This is a genomic window from Streptomyces sp. NPDC056161, from assembly GCF_042268025.1.
Classification (GTDB): Bacteria; Actinomycetota; Actinomycetes; order Streptomycetales; family Streptomycetaceae; genus Streptomyces.
Genome location: NZ_JBHJUV010000105.1, coordinates 1 through 14,112 on the forward strand (window position 1 = coordinate 1; position 14,112 = coordinate 14,112).

General features: G+C 68.0%; 14 protein-coding genes and 1 pseudogene. 11 read left to right on the forward strand and 4 right to left on the reverse strand.

Features of this window, described 5'->3' with window-relative positions:
* Nucleotides 1-170: 170 nt before the first annotated feature.
* A complete protein-coding gene (locus ACFC09_RS44660; RefSeq protein WP_376538697.1) occupies nucleotides 171-836 on the forward strand; it encodes an alpha/beta hydrolase in 666 nt (221 codons plus the stop codon).
* Here the strand turns inward: ACFC09_RS44660 and istB are convergent.
* Both istB and istA read right to left on the reverse strand, forming a co-directional pair.
* Nucleotides 829-1,619, reverse strand: a pseudogene (istB, locus tag ACFC09_RS44665) (IS21-like element helper ATPase IstB). The gene ACFC09_RS44660 and the pseudogene istB overlap by 8 nt on opposite strands.
* Nucleotides 1,616-3,154 (reverse strand): IS21 family transposase, encoded by a 1,539-nt coding sequence (gene istA, locus ACFC09_RS44670; protein WP_376538699.1) that lies wholly within the window; start codon nucleotides 3,152-3,154, stop codon nucleotides 1,616-1,618. The pseudogene istB and the gene istA overlap by 4 nt, the downstream one beginning before the upstream one ends.
* A 118-nt stretch (nucleotides 3,155-3,272) precedes the next feature.
* Here istA and ACFC09_RS44675 point away from each other — a divergent pair, with 118 nt between their 5' ends.
* The 7 genes from ACFC09_RS44675 (at nucleotide 3,273) to ACFC09_RS44705 (ending at nucleotide 8,421) form a co-directional block, all read left to right on the forward strand.
* Nucleotides 3,273-3,704, forward strand: coding sequence for an alpha/beta hydrolase fold domain-containing protein (locus tag ACFC09_RS44675; protein ID WP_376538701.1), 432 nt, complete (start codon nucleotides 3,273-3,275; stop codon nucleotides 3,702-3,704).
* 94 nt (nucleotides 3,705-3,798) lie between these two features.
* Nucleotides 3,799-4,248, forward strand: coding sequence for a cupin domain-containing protein (locus tag ACFC09_RS44680; protein ID WP_376538703.1), 450 nt, complete (start codon nucleotides 3,799-3,801; stop codon nucleotides 4,246-4,248).
* A 160-nt stretch (nucleotides 4,249-4,408) separates the two neighbouring features.
* Nucleotides 4,409-4,939: an LLM class flavin-dependent oxidoreductase gene (locus ACFC09_RS44685; protein WP_376538705.1), complete on the forward strand. Its 531-nt coding sequence runs from the start codon at nucleotides 4,409-4,411 to the stop codon at nucleotides 4,937-4,939.
* Between the two features lie 768 nt (nucleotides 4,940-5,707).
* Nucleotides 5,708-6,616, forward strand: coding sequence for an NADP-dependent oxidoreductase (locus ACFC09_RS44690; RefSeq protein ID WP_376538707.1), 909 nt, complete (start codon nucleotides 5,708-5,710; stop codon nucleotides 6,614-6,616).
* Between the two features lie 57 nt (nucleotides 6,617-6,673).
* Nucleotides 6,674-7,735 carry an alkene reductase gene (locus ACFC09_RS44695; protein ID WP_376538709.1) on the forward strand — a complete coding sequence of 354 codons (1,062 nt, stop codon included), beginning with the start codon at nucleotides 6,674-6,676 and terminating at the stop codon, nucleotides 7,733-7,735.
* 9 nt (nucleotides 7,736-7,744) lie between these two features.
* Entirely contained in the window at nucleotides 7,745-8,233 is a 489-nt protein-coding gene (locus ACFC09_RS44700; RefSeq protein ID WP_376538712.1) for a MarR family winged helix-turn-helix transcriptional regulator, read from the forward strand.
* A gap of 65 nt (nucleotides 8,234-8,298) precedes the next feature.
* On the forward strand, nucleotides 8,299-8,421 hold the full coding sequence (locus ACFC09_RS44705) for a hypothetical protein (protein ID WP_376538714.1): 123 nt from the start codon (nucleotides 8,299-8,301) through the stop codon (nucleotides 8,419-8,421).
* Between the two features lie 59 nt (nucleotides 8,422-8,480).
* Here the strand turns inward: ACFC09_RS44705 and ACFC09_RS44710 are convergent, their stop codons facing one another.
* Nucleotides 8,481-9,053: a hypothetical protein gene (locus ACFC09_RS44710; protein ID WP_376538716.1), complete on the reverse strand. Its 573-nt coding sequence runs from the start codon at nucleotides 9,051-9,053 to the stop codon at nucleotides 8,481-8,483.
* A 458-nt stretch (nucleotides 9,054-9,511) separates the two neighbouring features.
* Complete coding sequence (locus ACFC09_RS44715) at nucleotides 9,512-10,660, reverse strand: hypothetical protein (protein ID WP_376538718.1); 1,149 nt, start codon at nucleotides 10,658-10,660, stop codon at nucleotides 9,512-9,514.
* Between the two features lie 187 nt (nucleotides 10,661-10,847).
* Between ACFC09_RS44715 and ACFC09_RS44720 the strand changes: the two genes are divergently transcribed.
* The 3 genes from ACFC09_RS44720 to ACFC09_RS44730 all read left to right on the forward strand — a co-directional run bounded on the left by ACFC09_RS44720 (nucleotide 10,848) and on the right by ACFC09_RS44730 (nucleotide 13,852).
* Nucleotides 10,848-11,135: a hypothetical protein gene (locus ACFC09_RS44720; RefSeq protein WP_376538720.1), complete on the forward strand. Its 288-nt coding sequence runs from the start codon at nucleotides 10,848-10,850 to the stop codon at nucleotides 11,133-11,135.
* Between the two features lie 527 nt (nucleotides 11,136-11,662).
* On the forward strand, nucleotides 11,663-12,892 hold the full coding sequence (locus ACFC09_RS44725) for a hypothetical protein (RefSeq protein WP_376538722.1): 1,230 nt from the start codon (nucleotides 11,663-11,665) through the stop codon (nucleotides 12,890-12,892).
* Nucleotides 12,893-13,702: 810 nt separating this feature from the next.
* Nucleotides 13,703-13,852, forward strand: coding sequence for a hypothetical protein (locus ACFC09_RS44730; protein ID WP_376538724.1), 150 nt, complete (start codon nucleotides 13,703-13,705; stop codon nucleotides 13,850-13,852).
* The last annotated feature ends 260 nt before the right edge of the window (nucleotides 13,853-14,112 follow it).

Sequence of the window (14,112 nt, forward strand, 5' to 3'; positions counted from 1 at the left end):
CCGAAACAAGACGCCGCATGCCTCCCTCATTCCGAGCTAGACCATGCCTGACCAGCGAAAATCAAGCGATCGTGTTCGGTTGAGATACGGCTTCTAAGAGATTCCGCTGGTCCGGGCGGCGGTATCGCGGCGCTTGCGACGGCGCCCCTACCCGCGGGATCTTTTAAGTCATGTCTGTTCCCGTCCTGCCCCGCACGCCCGTCCGCCCGCCCTACGACGCGGAGCTGTGCGCCCTGCTTGTCAACAGTCCGCCGCCCGCGACCGTCACGGCGGACCTGATCGAGTCCTTGCGGGCCGTTCCGTTCACCGCCCCGATCGAAGAGGTGCTGAGCACCCGCGCTCTGGACCACCGGGTCGTGACCGTGCCCGGCGCGGAGGGCGAGCTGACCGCTTCCGTGTTCACACCCCGTGGTAAGGCCACAAGCGGGGCCGGCATTTACTTCCTGCACGGCGGCGGCATGATCATCGGTGACCGGTTCACCGGCATCGAGAACATTCTCGACGGGGCACAGGAGCACGCCACCGTCGTCGTCACTCTCGACTACCGGCTCGCTGCCGAACACCCCGACCCGGCCCCGGTGGAGGACGCCTACGCCGGCTTCGTGTGGACCGCAGCCCATGCAGCCCACGCCGACGAACTCGGGATCGACCCCGGCCGGCTCCTGATCGCCGGCACCTCCGCGGGCGGCGGCCTCGCAGCCGGGGTGGCTCTGCTGTGTCAACGGCCATGTCGTTCTCCCCGTAGGCGGCCAGGAGTTCGCCCCGCTGGCGGCCGTCGAGATGTCCCCGGTGGCGGCCAGATAATTCCCCGCCCTCGGGTCATTCGGGTCAGCTGAAGGGCTTCACTCCCTGTCCGCTGGTGGCCTGGGTGAGTCGGTAGCTGTCACCTTGGGTGACGGTGATGTGAGCGTGGTGCATGAGCCGGTCGACCGTCGCGGTGGCCAGGGTCTTGGGCATGATCTCGTCGAATCCGGAAGGGTGGAGGTTGCTGCTGACGGCGACCGAGCGTCGTTCGTAGGCGGCATCGACCAGGCGGTAGAAGCCCTCGGCGGCGTCTGGCGAGACCGGCAGCAGACCGATGTCGTCGACGATGATCAGATCCGAGCGGATGATCTTCGCGAGGGCCCGGGCGATCGAGTCGTCCGCGCGGTGCCGGCGGACCAGGACTCCGAGGTCCTCGATGGTGAACCAGGAGACGGTCAGCCCGGCCTCGACCGCGGTCTGGCCGAGGGCCTCGGTGAAGTGGCTCTTGCCCGTGCCCGAGGGCCCGCAGATGCAGAAGTTCTCCCGACGCCCAATCCATTCCAGGGACTTGAGGGCGTCCTGGGTGGGTCGCGGGATGGCGGACTTGGTCTCGTCCCAGTCGCCGAAGGTCTTGCCGGTGGGGAACCGGCCCGCTTGCGGCGTGTGTGGAGGTTGGCCCGGTCCCGGCCGGCGGCTTCCTCGGCCAGCAGGACGCGGACGACCTCGGCAGGGTCCCAGCGTTGTGCCTTGGCAGTGGGAATCAGGTCGGCCAACACCCGCCGCAGATGAGGGAGTTTGAGCCGCCGGGTCAGCTCGATGGCCTCGGCAAGGGGGTCGCCGTTGGTGCCGGGAACGGTGCGAAGTGTGGCCATCAGGCGAGGTCGCTTTCGTCGTGCTCGGAGACGTCGGAGGCGGGCTGGGTGGGCAGGCCGAAGGAGGACCAGGCGGAGGTGCCGGGCTGGAGGGAGTGTTCCTCGCTGCGGCGGACGGGTTCGGTGTGTTCGCGGGTTGCCTGGTAGTCGACGATGGACAGCAGGTCCTTGTCCGCGAAGCGTGCGGTGACCGCGGCGGTGCCCAGGGCCCGGTCGACCTCGGCCACCGAGTAGAGCTTGGACAGGGCGACGGCCTCGGCCATCTTCGCCTTGATGCGGCGGACCCCGGCCGCCCCTGCTTCGACCAGCCAGGACGCTGCCCCGGGACCGAGCTGGAGGAAGGCAGCCTCTTCTGCCGAAGTGGCTTTCGGGGTGCGGTCGTTGTCCTTGTTCTCCCGCGGCGGGTAGTGGGTGTCGTCCAGGACCGGGGTGCCGGGCTGGCCGCGGCGGTGGCGTGCAGCCTCGCGGGCCGAGCCGTCCTCGCCGACCGCGGTGACGATCAGTTCGTCGCCGTGGAACCGGGCCCAGACCCGGTTGTCGATCAGTTCGTGCGGGACGGAGTAGCGGACCCCTTCGACGGAGATCGTGGACTCCCAGTTCACCCGGCGGGTGGTGCCGAACGCGGCGGTGAACGGCCGTCTGGGCAGCGGGTGCAGCCGCTGTCGTTCCTCGGCGAGCCGCTCGATGGGCTTGCGCCGAGTCGCCCGGTGGGTGCGGGAGTTGACCTCGTCGCAGAATGTCCGGCAGGCCGCCTCCAGCTCGCCGAAGGTCTTGTAGTGCTCGCGCAGGTTGACGTCCTTCGGCACCAGGTCGGCCTTCGCGATCCGGACCGTCGCCTCGGAACCGCCCTTCGTCTCCGGGTCCGCGGGCAGACACGTGCGTATGGTCGTGCCGTAGTGCCGGGCGACCTCGACGAACTCCGGGTTGCGGACCGCGATCCCGGCGACGTGATCGGTGGTGACCGTCTTCTCGTTGTCCGTCAGGACGTAGGCCGGCACTCCGCCGATCCGGCGGAACGTCGCGTCCAGGCATGAGGTGACCGTCGGCAGTGTCTTGTCCCAGATCGGGATCACGATCCGGAACCGGGACCAGGCCAGCCAGGCGCACCACAGGATGGTTTTGCGGCCCTGGATGGTCGGTCCGTCGCCGAAGTCGTATTGGATCCACAGCCCCGGCTCGGTCACCCACGGCCGATAGACCCGCCGTCGACCGGCCCTGAACTGGGCTTTCGCCTCGGCAACAGTGCGGCGGGTGGTGCGTTCCCCGCCGGTGAAGCCCATCGCGACGATCCTCTTGTGCACCACGTCCGCGCGGATCTTGCCGTGCGAACGGACCACCAGCTCCTCGATCTTCGGCAGATAGTCGTCGATCGCGCGGGCCCGGTGACGGCGCTGGTCGGGGTGCTGGCCGGCGGCCCGCATCTTCACATAGCGGGCCACCGTGTGGTGGTCGACGCCGGTCAGTTCGGCCGCGGCGCGATAACTGCCCGTGAGGTCGTACGCCTCAAGGATCTCCATGATCTCCCTGCTGTTCTTCACCCGCCCGAGCCTCGCCGAGCGGGATGCGTCCAATGCGAGCGGGGAGATATCTGGCCGTACGTGGGGAATCCCGTGGCCGTCAGTGGGGCGGTAAATGGCCGCCTATGGGGAGCTTGTCATGGCCGCCGTCACTCTGCTGGCCCGCGACCGCCAGGGCCCGAAGGCCATGGCGCAGCTACTGATGAGCCCGATGCTGGACGACCGCGACGACACCGTTTCCAGCCGCCAGTATTCGGGCACCGGTTCGTGGAGCCGTGACAGCAACGACACCGGCTGGAATGCCCTGCTCGGCGAGCGGCGCAAGTCCGACGCCGTCTCCGTGTACGCCTCCTCTGCCCAGGCCGCCGACCTGCCCGGTCTGCCTCCTGCCTTCATCGACGTCGGCTCGGCCGAGGTCTTCCGAGACGAGGATGTCGCCTGCGCCTCCCGTCTCTGGGCCTTCGGCGTGCAGGCGGAACTCCACGTCTGGGCCGGCGGCTTCCACATCTTCGACGGCGCTGCTCCCACCGCGGCCCTGTCCATAGCGGCCCTCAAGGCCCGCTCTGCCTGAGTGCGCCGCACCCTCGGCGTGTGACGCCGCGGCCCATATCCAGTCACCCCACCCGTCGCCATCACTGCACCGAGATGACGGAACTCTCATGACCATGACCTATCTGGTACAGCCTGAGCAGCAGCGGAAGCTCGACGAGTGGATCGCCGGAGGAATGTTCTCCGTACTGCTCGACAAGGGCGCCACCGGGGGACGGCTCGCCGTGGGCCGCTTCGACGTGGCCAAGGGCGACGCCCCGCTGTTCCATGTGCACACGCGCGAGGACGAGGTGTTCATGCTCATCAAGGGCACCGCTTGGGTGCGGGCCGGGGAGGAGGAGCACGAACTGCGTGAAGGAGGCATCGTCTACCTGCCACGCAACATCCCGCACTCCTACCGCGCCGACCTCCTCATGATCGCCACCCCGGGCGGCATCGAGGGCATGTTCCGCCATGCCGGGCGGGACCTGCCCACACCACGACCCGAGGGATTCGAGATCCCCAAGTCCCAGCCGGCAGAGGCATCGGAACTGTACGGCGGCGTCATCGTCGGCCCTCCGCGCTGACCGGCCGCTGTCCGGGCCGCGCCGGGCGGGAGAACGGCGGCGCACCGAGTCCGCGTCCTCGGCGGCCCGCCTGCCCGCCTGCCCGCCACCGATACCAGCATCCCAGCCCCGACCACCGCGACCGGTGGGCGCGCAGGCACCGGCCGCTCAGGGGACCGCCATGCCCCTGCCTGTCCTCGGCGCGGATGTCGACCCACTCGTGCTGCCCGTCGGCCGCTCCGGTGAGCAGGCACTGCTCATCGACGGCCTCAGCCTGGTCCTGATCACCATCCAGGACCACCCCTACCAGGCAGCCTTCGACGACACTTGGACACTGCTCGGCTTCCTGGCAGCACGGTCCCGGCACGTCACTGTGGTCTCCACGGTCACCTCACTGCCGCTGCGCCCGCCCTCCGTGCCGGCCAAGGCCGCCGCGATCCTGGACCGGCTGTCCTGCTCCTGGGTGCAACTCGGCCTGGGCGCCGGAGCCTTCTGGGAGGCCAATGCGGCCATGGGCGGGCCGCGCTGCGAGCCGAGGGCAGCGGTGTCCTCGACGAGGCGATCACCGTCATCCGCGCGATGTGGAGCGGCGAACGCAGCGTGCGCACCCACGGCGCGCACTACTCCCTGGCGGGAGTGCATCCCGGCCCGGCGGCCGGCCCCGGTCTGGGGATCTGGCTTGGTTCGTACGGGCCCCGAACACTCGCCCTGACCGGGGCCCGGGCCGACGGCCGGCTCCCCCCACACGCCTACCTCGGGCTGGACGCGCTGCCTACGGCGGTCCAGCGTATCGACGACGACGACGCCACCGCGGCGGGACGCGATCCGGCGGCGATCCGCAAGGTCTACGACATCGCCGGCCTGATCCAGCCCGGCTCGGACGGCCCGTTCCGCGGACCCACCGCCCAGTGGGCCGACCGCCTGGTCGAACTCGTGCGCACCGTCGGCATGAACGGCTTCGTCATCTGGCCCGAACGGGACCACGAACGGCAGATCCGCGCCTTCGCCGACGACGGTCGTACCCGCGGTCCGCGAAGCCCTCTATCAGCACAGCTGACTGCCCCGACGACGGACAAAAGCCTTCTCTGCCCCCTGGCACCGGCCGCGCTGACCCCACCGGGCGCGGCGGCGGCCCGTCGCCGCCACTTCCCCCACCTTCCCGTACACCGCAAGGAGACCCGTCGTGTCCGTCACGCACTTCACCCCCGAGAGCGGCCCCGTCGTGTTGGTCGACCACCAGGTCGACGCGATGGGCTGGGCCCGCTCCGCGGTCTTCGACGACGTCAGGCTGAGGGCGCTGGCCTTGGCCGCGCCGGCCCTGGCCAGGGCCGCGAAAGCCGCCGAGTCGGCACGGACCCCGTCGCGAAGCGGCACCACCGGGCAATTACTTGGCTGGCCACACAATCGGTGGTACCTTCATTTCAGGTGGCCAGCCACCTAACTGCTGTTCGTGCATTACTCACCCGATCAAGGAGTTGTCATGAAGGCCATCGTCTTCGACCGTTTCGGCGGAACCGAGGTTCTGCACGAGGCAGACGTCGACATCCCGCAGCCCGGCCCGGGTCAGGTCCGCGTCCAGGTCAGGGCGGCCGGTGTCAACGCCCTGGACGGAAAGATCCGCTCCGGAGCGCTGGAGACGGTGTTCCCGACCCCCTTGCCCGCCGTCCCCGGCCTGGAGGTCGCCGGCGTGGTCGACGCGCTGGGGGAGGGAGTCGAGGGGGTGCGGCTGGGCGACGAGGTGCTGGGCTGGTCGGACACCGGTTCCTACGCGCAGTACGCGCTGGCCACCACCGTCGCGCCCAAGCCCGACGGCCTCGGCTGGGCGGAGGCGGTCGCGCTTCCGGTGGCGGGCGAGACTGCCGAACGTGTCCTGAACATGCTCGGCGTCACGGCCGGAGAGACCGTCCTGATCCACGGCGCCGCCGGAGCGGTCGGCACGCTGGCCGTGCAACTCGCCGCGGCCCGCGGCGCGCGCGTCATCGGCACAGCCGGACCCGGCAACCAGGAGTACGTGTCCTCGCTCGGCGCCACCGGCACGCTCTACGGCGAGGGTCTGGCCGAGCGAGTCCGGTCCCTCGCGCCCAAAGGCGTGGACGCCGTGTTCGACGTCGCCGGCCAGGGGGCTCTGGAAGACTCCGTCGCCCTGCGCGGCGGCACGGACCGGATCGTCACCATCGCCGACTTTCGCGCGCACCAGCTGGGTGTCGCCTTCGCCGACGGCCCCCAGGACCGCTCGGCCGGCCGCCTGGCCGACCTGGCCAAGTCCGCCGCGGCAGGCGACTTGGTCACCACGGTCGCCGCCGCCTACCCGCTCGCCGAGGCCGCCGCCGCCCAGCAGATCAGCGACGGCGGTCATGTCCGCGGCAAGCTCGTCCTCACCATCGGCTGAATCCTTCACTCGCCGTATTCTTCCTGCCCGTCCATCACCTCGTACCGAAGGAACACCATGCTGAATGCTCTGTGGAGTCCGACCGTCGCCGGGGAACTGGCCCTGCCGCACCGGCTGGCGATGGCCCCCATGACGCGGGACCGGTCCACCCCGGAAGGTGTACCGACCGAGCTGAACGCCGAGTACTACGCCCAACGTGCCTCGCACGCTCTCATCATCACCGAGGGCACCCAGCCCTCCGCCGACGGCCAGGGCTACCTGCTGACCCCCGGCCTCCACTCCGAAGAGCAGATCGCCGGCTGGCGCAAGGTCACCGACGCCGTGCACGCAGCCGACGGACGGATCGTCATCCAGCTCATGCACACCGGACGCATCGCCCACCCCGACAACACCCCGCACGGGCGGCAGCCGGTGGCACCGTCCGCGATCCGGCCGGCCGGCGCCATGTTCACCGCCACCGGGCCGCTGGAAATGCCGGAGCCGCGGGAACTGTCCACCGGCGAGGTGGCCGCGACGGTCGAGGACTTCCGGCGCGCCGCCGCGAACGCCATGGCCGCCGGCGCCGACGGCGTCGAGATCCACGGCGCCAACGGCTACCTCGTGCACCAGTTCCTGGCCGGCAACGCCAATCGGCGCACCGACCGCTACGGCGGCTCCCTGGAGAACCGCATCCGCTTCGCAGTGGAGGTGGCCAGCGCTGTGGCCGACGAGATCGGCGCCGGCCGCACCGGCTTCCGGATCTCCCCCGCCAACCCGTACAACGACATCTCCGAGGACGACACCCGCGAGCTGTACCCGGCCCTCGTCCGCGCCCTCGCCCCTCTGAACCTCGCCTACCTGCACGTCGTCCACGCCGGCGACGAAGAGCTGCTGGACACGCTGCGCGGGCTGTGGCCGACCACCCTGCTCCTCAACCGGGCCGGTGCCGATCTGCCCACGCGCGCGGCGGACATCGCCGACGGGCGCGCCGACGTCGTCACCGTCGGCGCCATGGCCCTGGCCAACCCCGACCTGGTCGAGCGGGTACGCTCCGAAGCACCGCTGAACACACCCGACCCGGCCACCTTCTACGGCGGTGGCGCAGCCGGATACACCGACTACCCCGCCCTTGCGGCCTGAGGAGGAGCGATGACCGACACCGCATCTCCCGTCCCGACGTCCCCCGGCACGGTCAGCGAGGGGCGGCTGAGCTTCGCGGTCTTCCAACTCGCCCGCGCCCACCGTGGCAGGGCCGCCGCCATGCTCCGGCAGATGCAGCTCCACCCGGGACAGGAGCTGCTGCTGATGCAGCTGTTCGACAGGGACGGCCAGACCCAGTCGGAACTCCTCGAAAGCGTCGGCCTGGACCACTCCACCGTCTCCAAGTCGCTGCGCCGCATGCAGGAGGCGGGCCTTGTCACCCGGGAGCCGGCAGAGCACGACCGGCGGGTGATGGTCGTCCACCTCACTGACAAGGGCCGCACCATGAAGAAACCCATCGCCGCCATGTGGCAGACCCTTGAGCAGGACTCGGTGCGCGACCTGACGGCGGCGGAGATCGAGACGTTCATCAACGTCGCATACAAGATCGAGCGGGCAGTCAAGGACCGCGACCACCCCGACAGCGACGGGAGTTGAGCCGGACGGTACGGCGCCGAGTGCCTGGCTCCTCCGCACATCCCATTGTCAATTCGGCCCTGCGTATGACGTCGGCTCTCAAGACCTGGTTGTGGCACGGCGAAGGCACCGCCGAGGGGCAACTGCTCTCCGGCATCGTGTCGTTCATGGCCGCCCGCACCGACCCAGGCGGCGCCGGCGTTCGGTAACCCCGCCGGTCCGACATCCGCCGGAACGGATCACAGCCGCGACCGAAGAGGCGTTCCACCTACGGATCCTCGCGCGCGGACACGGGCTGGGTCAACGTCGGCACCGACCACGACACCGCAGCCGAAGGCCAGGGTTCCAGGTCCACCGCACGCTTGCGGCCCCCCCGCACGCACTTCTTCGGGCCACCGACGATCTTGTCTGCGCCGTTGCCGATCAAGGAGGCGGACTCTGCTTCGTCTGTCAGCAGAGCGGCCAGGAGGGCCGGAAAGTCGATCTGCCCGAGCAATTCCGCAGCGCGAGCCACTTGACCTGCAGAGAGGGCCGTGGGGACTGGCCCGAAGGGGCCGAACTTGGTCTTGTCGGCGGAGTTCCTGGGCCGCTTGTTCGGGCGGTAGCCGGGCCCGTTCATGATCGCCTGGTAGCTGGTGTTGATGAGCCGGTCCAGGAGGGACTCGGCGACGACGGGGCTGGGGAAGAGGGGATACCAGTCTCGCTCACAGGCGAGGGTGCCGAGCATGTCCGGGTAGTGGTGCTGCCACTCGCCATCATAGGCGACGACGTCCGGCCATCCCCGGCGAGCGGGATGTTCTTGCGACACAGGCAGCACCTGATGCGGAAACGCGACGGGCACGGGGGCTCCCCATCACCTTGTGGGCCGGCCAGCGCTTACCGGTACGCCTTGTACGGTGACGGCTGCACCTCTACACAACACCGGGAGCGGTGTACGGTCCGGTAGAAGACCACGCTGGCGATATTGACCCGTCCCCCCGCTCCAACTCCCGCTCCAGCTGCTCCTATTGCCCGGGACTCAGCCGTTTTGCCGAGGCAGACCTCTTTGACCGCAGGGCGTCCGTACCGCCCTCCTCCCACTCCCGCCCGCCAACGCCACACCGAACCCGACGTCACCCGAAGCCCCCCTCGCGACGGCCCCGGTCTTCTCACCCCGGGCGAACCACTCTGCCGCCTCAAGACGCACCCGCTCCAGCTTTCTCTGCTCCTTGGGCGTCAGCCCGCCCCCATGCACGTACCGCATGACGACGTCGTACCGCAACGATCAAGAACCGTCACGGGCCACCGGACTCCACGAGTTCAACCTGAGTACCGCAGCGCCGGATGCGACGTCTCGCGGCGGGTCCACGGCTCCTGGTCTACGCCCACGCTGTCCATCGTCATTCCGGCGAAAAGACCCAAGGCCCCGGAGAACACACCCAACAGCAGGCCGGCCCAGTACGGGACGACATCCAGCAGGAACGGGACGGCCAGGAGGGCGCCGACCGCCGCGACGCGCAAGTGTGAGGCGTGCACCCCTCGGAAGTACCGGGAAGGCCGGGGAAGCGGTACGGCGGCGAGCGCGGTGTCGGTCTCATGCACCGCCGCGGCACCGGCACGCAGGTAGTGTGCGTGGTCCTCTTCCGGCGTCACGCCCCAGACCACATGGCCGGAGTCGGAGACGAAGGCGGCGGAGACGCTGCGCTCCTTGCTGGTGCCCTCGATGTCCCGCCACCGCGTCGGCCAGCACAGCCAGCCGCTGTGACCTACGAGTTGGGAGGCGGCATGAGTGAGGTGCTTCTCGCTGACGGTGATGCTGTGGCCGACGTGCGTGGTCCGGAGCCGGACGATCTGCTGTACGCCGGTGCCGACCTCGGACACCAACTCGATGTAGTAGGAGTTTTTGACGCCGATCCGGCCACCACCCTTCCCTGTGGGGTAGCGGTACGTCTCCCGCACCGGGGTACCGAACCGGACGCGGACCGCGTGCGTGGTGCCTGCGGCGGCGTCCTCCCTGAGCACGCGCTGCGCGCGATCGAGGTAGCCCTGGAGCATTGAGAGATTGCACAGGGAGAGCACGACGGCCAGAACGAAGGTGAGCAAGCAGTACGCGGCACCGGCCGCTGAACCCCGGCCGCTGTAGAAGGCACTGTTGGCCGTCACGAAGGGTGCCCAGACGGTGAGGTAGGCCGTGGTGACGAGCCCCCAGTCACGGCGCACTGCTCCCAGCTTGCCGGGGATCGTCTCCCGAGGAGGAGCGGTCGCCGGCAGCGGCTGCACAGCGGGGGCCGAACGAGACACCAGCAGCCAACCCGCGACGAACACCGCCGCCAGGGCCAGCGGCACGAGAACGTCCAGGCGCGGGCCGTGGGCATGCTGCTGGATCGAGGCCGTGCCCCATGCGATGGCTGCCGACAGCAGAGCCGCCGCGCCCAGAGTTCTGGCGGCCGGTGTGGAACGGTGCTGCATCCGGCCTCCCCCTGACCCCGACATGAAGATCTGTACGCGAGAAGGAGATTACGCCCTGTTGATCACCTGCTGGAAGGGGCGCGCACCAGCTGCATCTCCGCGTTGCGCGTCTTCGCAACGCTCGTGAGCCGGGTAAATCTGGTGTGCAGCAGATGATTTGGGGTGGAAACCACGCCGCACCGTTGGAATGACCTCGAACCTGGTCACGGCTGGACCCGGCCTGGCCCGTCCTTCCCCCACTCGCGAAGATGCCCGAAGGAACATCATGGTGGCCGGCTGGCAACGTGACCGCGATCAACATTCCATCCAGCTAGGAGAGTTGATTCATCACTCGGACGCCGGGAGTCAATACACGGGTTTCAAGCTTGCCGGGCATCTGGGCACAGCCGACGTTGCCGCCTCCATCGGCTCGGTCGGCGACGTCTTGGACAACGTTCTCATGGAGTCGAGGATCGGCCTGTGCAAAACCGAGTGATCGAACCCCGGCGGTCGATGGAAGTCGCTCTCCCAGGTCGAGGTGGCCACCACTGGGCGGGGCGGCTGGTACAACTATCGCGGTTCCACGGTGAGATGGGCTACGTTCCCCCCGTCGAGTACGAAGCCAGTCACTCCATGGAGTCCACAAAACCCCAGGTCAAAACCGAAATCTGAGATCTCTGCCGAACCCGGGGCGGTTCACCTCCGACCCCGCTTCCAGCTGATGACAGCCCACGAGTACCGAGCGGGGAAGACCGTCCGCTTCGCCGGCTGGGAGCAGGTCCCCGGCGCCGCCCGCAAGTCCGGCACAGCCTGAGCACAGGTCCCGAACCGGCGCCGCCGCCCCGACACGCCGTCAGAAGCCCGCACCCAACAACATGCCAACGCCGATATTGAGGTCGATGAAATATGGAATGCATAGGGAGAACAGAAACTCCTGTAAGCAACTGGACCCTTGCTGAGCTCCCTCGGTTCAACAACCTGGTACTGGCCGGCGAGGTCGAGCCAGAGACCATGGTCAGGGAGATGAACAGACTGCTTTTCACCCTGCCGCAGACCGATATGGTCTCGCACGACGAGGCCTGCAAATTGCTTGTAGAGCTCGGCATGTGGGGCACCTCGGCGGCGATGCACTTCCAGCGACGTGATCTCGGCAGGGCGAAAACCCATCCTTCGATGGGCCTGGATCAACTGGAAGTCGGATATCAGCGGGTACCGTTCTTGGTGTACTTCGCCCAACTGGCTACAGCCTCAGGTACTGGACATCCGGGTCGAGACGCCTACGCCTCGCTGATTAAGTGGAACTCGCCGGATATGAGGGCGTACTGGAGCGGTGAGTGTGTCGCGCGAATCCCTAGCGTATATGAGGATGGCATCACCCGAACCTACACGGGCGACATAGGCGAAGTCCTGTGCATTGAGTTGTTCGATCGCTGCGAGACCCTGGAGATGGCAGCCAACAGAGCGCTTTGGGCTATCTGGGAGCAAGGGTGTTCCGGTATGGAGCCGGACGAGATCCGGGACCGCTTCAATCAGGCCAACCACATGTTGATGGCAGCTCGCAGGTTGATGCTCGACTTCCAACATGGAGACGAGCGTGGCGCCATGTCTGCCAGCCGCTTCATGGATGTCTTCCGACAGTTCGCCGTTCACTGGGAGGTCGACGACATACCTCCGAGCGGTACCCAGGATATCGAGTTCATCATCCGCGACTTGATGAGTGGCACCCAGCCGTCGAAGCATCAAGCCCAGATCAGGAAGATCTACCCTGGCTTGCTCTCCAGCGAGCGAGAGCAGCTGGACAAGGTGATGCATTATTCTCCGCTGCCCTATGTTCTTCTCGATAGGGCTGGCATCAAGAAGTCGGATCTGGATGCGATGAGCGATGGCGAGGTCGCCGATCTGCTTTCCAAGTTCCCGGAGATCGCTGGCTGCTATCTATGGCTCCGGGCTTCGGCGATGCTGTCGGCCACTCACTTGATGCTGTCCAAGAAGTTTCTCTACAAACCTGCTCGCCGGCGCGAGGAGGAAGGCGCAGACGTTCGCACACCTGTACCGAACGACAAGGGGATCACTGGTTTGCCGGAGACGGTTCTCGACAGAATCAACGACGCAAGGAAGCATCATCCGTTGTTCAGAATCGGTTCACTGGGCGGTCGCCAGATCTGCAGCATATCCGGCATGATGGCTCCGCCCGATCTGGACAGCACTCAGGCGTTGTCGTTGCTTGGAATTTATCCACAATCACCTGTCTGATTGCAATGATGACGGTAGAAATCCGGCCCGGATCCACCTGTTGATGCGCGGCGGTGCCGTTTCCGGGAACGAGGAAGTGCCCTGTGAACTGCGATGATGGGAGTTCTTCAGGCTTCCGACACGCACGACCACGAGGGCACTTCCGAGATCCAATCCTCCCGCGCCGCGGCGAGGGTTTCCGCACGGTTCGATGATCCGAATCTGATCGCGTACGGCGGGCCGGCTCCGCTGGTACACCTGGCCGAGCTGTGCGGGCCTCCCGGCCTGGTTCCGGAGAGGGTGCGGTTGCCGGCTTCGAAGAACGGCACCGGCTCCTTCCCCGCGGCCGAGGGGATGGCCGTCATCGCCGGGATGTCAGCGGGCCGGGTGCCGACAGATCGATGACGTGGACCGTCTGCGGCACGGAGCGACGATGCGCCTGTTCTCCAGGGCAGGGGCACCGTCCGCGCTGGGCAGCTTCCCGCAGTCCTTCACACACGGACGAATCAGTCAACTGCACGCCGTCAACCGCCGGTTCCGGCCGGTCTGGCCGCGCACACCCCGCTGCTGCCCGGTGCGGACACGATCGCCTCCCTCGATCTGGACGACTCCACGCCGCCGGCGGCCCCGGTCCCCACCACCAGCCGCGCGCGCCGGGCGGTGGGGAGGGAGCCGATTACGGGACAGGGCCATTGGCTGAGGGCTGTTCCGTAAATGATTTACGACGTGCTGTTCGCTCTGGCCGGGTTCGCGGCGGTGCGGCTGACTGGACGGGGCCGCCTGGTCGGCAGGCTGGTCCAGTAGCTGTTGACGGCGCCCCTGTTCGTTGCGGTGCTCTTCGACGCGCTGGGTGAACTTCTTCAGCGCCTCATCCTCCCGGCCGGGCCCGTACTCGCTGTGCGGGCCGATGTCGAGCCGGACAGCGTTCGACTCCTCCTCGATGGCGTCGGCGGTCTGCTGGAGGAAGTCACCACGCCGTGATCATCACGTCGGACCGGGTGCGCCGAGGCCATCACCGCCGCTACGCTTCCACCGCCGCAGCCGATGATGAGCATGCCAGGGGGAGTCCGTGAGCCGACCACTACTGTTCCTCGATGTGGACGGGCCCCTCAACCCTTACGCGGCCAAGCCGGAGAAGCGCCCCGTCGGCTACACCACCCTCAGAGTGCCCCAAGACGGCGGGGCCCCAGAGGAACACCGAGCACTCTCGTTCCGTCGGCGGCCCGTGCGGGTCTGGCTCA

Coding starts and splice junctions, on each gene's coding strand:
- ACFC09_RS44660 (WP_376538697.1), top strand. CDS start 171: ATGTCTGTTCCCGTCCTGCCCCGCACGCCCGTCCGCCCGCCCTACGAC.
- ACFC09_RS44675 (WP_376538701.1), top strand. CDS start 3,273: ATGGCCGCCGTCACTCTGCTGGCCCGCGACCGCCAGGGCCCGAAGGCC.
- ACFC09_RS44680 (WP_376538703.1), top strand. CDS start 3,799: ATGACCTATCTGGTACAGCCTGAGCAGCAGCGGAAGCTCGACGAGTGG.
- ACFC09_RS44685 (WP_376538705.1), top strand. CDS start 4,409: ATGCCCCTGCCTGTCCTCGGCGCGGATGTCGACCCACTCGTGCTGCCC.
- ACFC09_RS44690 (WP_376538707.1), top strand. CDS start 5,708: ATGAAGGCCATCGTCTTCGACCGTTTCGGCGGAACCGAGGTTCTGCAC.
- ACFC09_RS44695 (WP_376538709.1), top strand. CDS start 6,674: ATGCTGAATGCTCTGTGGAGTCCGACCGTCGCCGGGGAACTGGCCCTG.
- ACFC09_RS44700 (WP_376538712.1), top strand. CDS start 7,745: ATGACCGACACCGCATCTCCCGTCCCGACGTCCCCCGGCACGGTCAGC.
- ACFC09_RS44705 (WP_376538714.1), top strand. CDS start 8,299: ATGACGTCGGCTCTCAAGACCTGGTTGTGGCACGGCGAAGGCACCGCC.
- ACFC09_RS44715 (WP_376538718.1), bottom strand. CDS start 10,660: ATGCAGCACCGTTCCACACCGGCCGCCAGAACTCTGGGCGCGGCGGCT.
- ACFC09_RS44720 (WP_376538720.1), top strand. CDS start 10,848: ATGACCTCGAACCTGGTCACGGCTGGACCCGGCCTGGCCCGTCCTTCC.
- ACFC09_RS44725 (WP_376538722.1), top strand. CDS start 11,663: ATGAACAGACTGCTTTTCACCCTGCCGCAGACCGATATGGTCTCGCAC.